Raw genomic sequence first — 2,217 nt, 5'->3', positions numbered from 1 at the left:
GTTACCATGTGTATCGCCAGCTGCATCCCATCACCTCAGACTTTTTTCTTATTATAACATACCGCGAGGGCTGTTGCGAGACTTTGTCAACAGCGCCAAGTTGTCCCGAAGCTGTGGGGAGCGTGCCAACGCCGGAACACGCCGCAGGAATGGGACAGGAAGCCTTTTCGGGGAGAATGGCAAAAGTGAAAACGGAGGGACTACATGAAAAGAAATCCATATAAAATTTTACCGCCTTTGGAGCGCAAACCGGACGGCACGCCCTACCGCATGACACCGGCACAAAGGAAACAGGCCAATGCCCTGATACGGCGGGAGTGCTGTAACTGTGAGGACGGCAACTGCATTGTCCTTGATGATGGGGACACCTGCACCTGCCCGCAGATAGTTTCATTCTCGGTCTGCTGTAAATGGTTTCGGTGGGCGGTCTTGCCCCTTGCCGGGACGCTGGAAGCGGAGATTTACCGGGGCAGGGATTTGAAACGCTGTGCGGTCTGCGGCGGTGTGTTCGTCCCCAAATCCAACCGGGCGAAATACTGCCCGGACTGCGCCGCCAGAGTTCACAGGCGGCAGAAAACAGAAAGTGAACGGAAAAGGAGGTCTGCTGTGGACAGTTAGACAGGAAAAAGCCTTGATTTGCAAGGCTCCGCAAGCCCCAAACCGGGGCGGGTGGTATCAAGTATCATCTCCCTCGGAAAACAGGCTTCTAACCGTCCACAAAACACACTATGACAAGCACGATTTATATTCATCAGCCAGAAAAGGCGTTCAGCTTTACCCGGCTCCCGAATTTCCTCTTTGAAGCACCCACATTCCAGCCCTTGTCCAACGAAGCAAAGCTATTGTACGCCTTTATCTTGCGGCGGGCGGAGTTATCCCGGAAAAACGGATGGGCGGACGAGTACGGGCGCATTTACCTGTACTATCCCATCTGTGAGGTGGTGGACTTGCTCCACTGTGGGCGGCAGAAAGCCGTCAACACCCTGCGGGAGTTACAGTATGCGGAGTTGATTGAGATTAAGAAACAGGGCTGTGGAAAACCCAACTGTATTTACCCAAAATCCTATGAAGCGGTTCCAAACACCGACTTCAAGAAATCCGGTTTTGGAACGCCGGAGGACTGAAAACCGTACCCGGCAAGTACGATAATCAATCCTCTTGAAGTACGGAAACCGGACGGTATATAGAAATACAAAGATTAAAAATATTTTATTTATATCCATTCCATTCCAATCCTATCAGAGATAGTTTTGGCGGGATTTTCCCTGTGGAAAACCCGCCGGAAAGGAATGGAACGGGGAAAGGAGCAGAATGCCACAACACGCAATCCTGCGTTTTGAGAAGCACAAGGGCAATCCGGCAAGGCCGCTGGAAGCCCACCACGAAAGGCAGAAAGAGCAATACGCCAGCAATCCCGACATTGACACGGCAAAAAGCAAATACAACTTTCACATCGTCAAGCCGGAGGGACGCTATTACCACTTTATTCAGAGCCGTATCGAACAGGCCGGTTGCCGCACCCGCAAGGACAGCACCCGGTTTGTGGACACGCTGATAACCGCCAGCCCGGAGTTTTTCAAGGGGAAATCCCCAAAGGAGATACAGGCGTTTTTCCAGCGGGCGGCGGAGTTCCTCATTGACCGGGTAGGCCGGGAGAATATCGTGTCGGCGGTGGTACACATGGACGAGAAAACGCCCCACCTGCATTTGACCTTTGTTCCGCTGACAAAGGATAACCGCCTGTGTGCGAAAGAGATTATCGGCAACCGGGCGAATTTGACGAAGTGGCAGGACTATTTTCACGCCTATATGGTGGAGAAATATCCCGATTTGGAGCGTGGGGAGAGCGCAAGCAAGACAGGACGGAAGCATATCCCCACCCGGCTGTTCAAACAGGCGGTTTCCCTCTCCAGACAGGCCAGAGCCATTGAAGCCGCCCTTGACGGCATTAACCCGCTGAACGCCGGGAAGAAGAAAGAGGAAGCCCTCTCCCTGCTGAAAAAGTGGTTTCCGCAGATGGAGAACTTCTCCGGGCAACTGAAAAAGTACAAGGTCACGATAAAAGACCTGTTAGCGGAAAATGAAAAGCTGGAAGCCAGAGCCAAAGCCAGCGAAAAAAGCAAGATGAAAGATACGATGGAACGGGCAAAGCTGAAAAGCGAACTGGACGATTTACAACGGCTGGTTGACCGTATCCCGCCGGAAGTGCTGGCGGAG

At 52.5% G+C, this 2,217-nt stretch carries 3 protein-coding genes and 1 pseudogene; all 4 read left to right on the top strand.

Annotated elements, in window-relative coordinates; translation table 11 throughout:
* Window positions 1-224 (top strand): annotated as a pseudogene (locus tag ACTQ3V_RS15445) (hypothetical protein); the annotation flags it as partial.
* Window positions 205-618: a cysteine-rich VLP domain-containing protein gene (locus ACTQ3V_RS15440; protein ID WP_441468274.1), complete on the top strand. Its 414-nt coding sequence runs from the start codon at window positions 205-207 to the stop codon at window positions 616-618. The pseudogene ACTQ3V_RS15445 and the gene ACTQ3V_RS15440, both read left to right, overlap by 20 nt.
* 110 nt (window positions 619-728) lie before the next feature.
* Window positions 729-1,124 carry a replication initiator protein A gene (locus ACTQ3V_RS15435; RefSeq protein ID WP_441468273.1) on the top strand — a complete coding sequence of 132 codons (396 nt, stop codon included), beginning with the start codon at window positions 729-731 and terminating at the stop codon, window positions 1,122-1,124.
* A 187-nt stretch (window positions 1,125-1,311) separates the two neighbouring features.
* Window positions 1,312-2,217 (top strand): MobV family relaxase (mobV, locus tag ACTQ3V_RS15430; RefSeq protein WP_441468272.1); only part of this gene is annotated, 906 nt, incomplete at its 3' end.

This window comes from Candidatus Agathobaculum pullicola (assembly GCF_052117205.1).
Lineage (GTDB): Bacteria > Bacillota > Clostridia > Oscillospirales > Butyricicoccaceae > Agathobaculum > Agathobaculum pullicola.
The sequence above is the reverse complement of the archived record's forward strand: the minus strand, read 5'-3'. Positions and strand labels throughout refer to the sequence as shown.

What these genes read in the sequence shown, in the direction of transcription:
- ACTQ3V_RS15440 (WP_441468274.1), top strand. Translation starts at nt 205, where the DNA reads ATGAAAAGAAATCCATATAAAATTTTACCGCCTTTGGAGCGCAAACCG.
- ACTQ3V_RS15435 (WP_441468273.1), top strand. Translation starts at nt 729, where the DNA reads ATGACAAGCACGATTTATATTCATCAGCCAGAAAAGGCGTTCAGCTTT.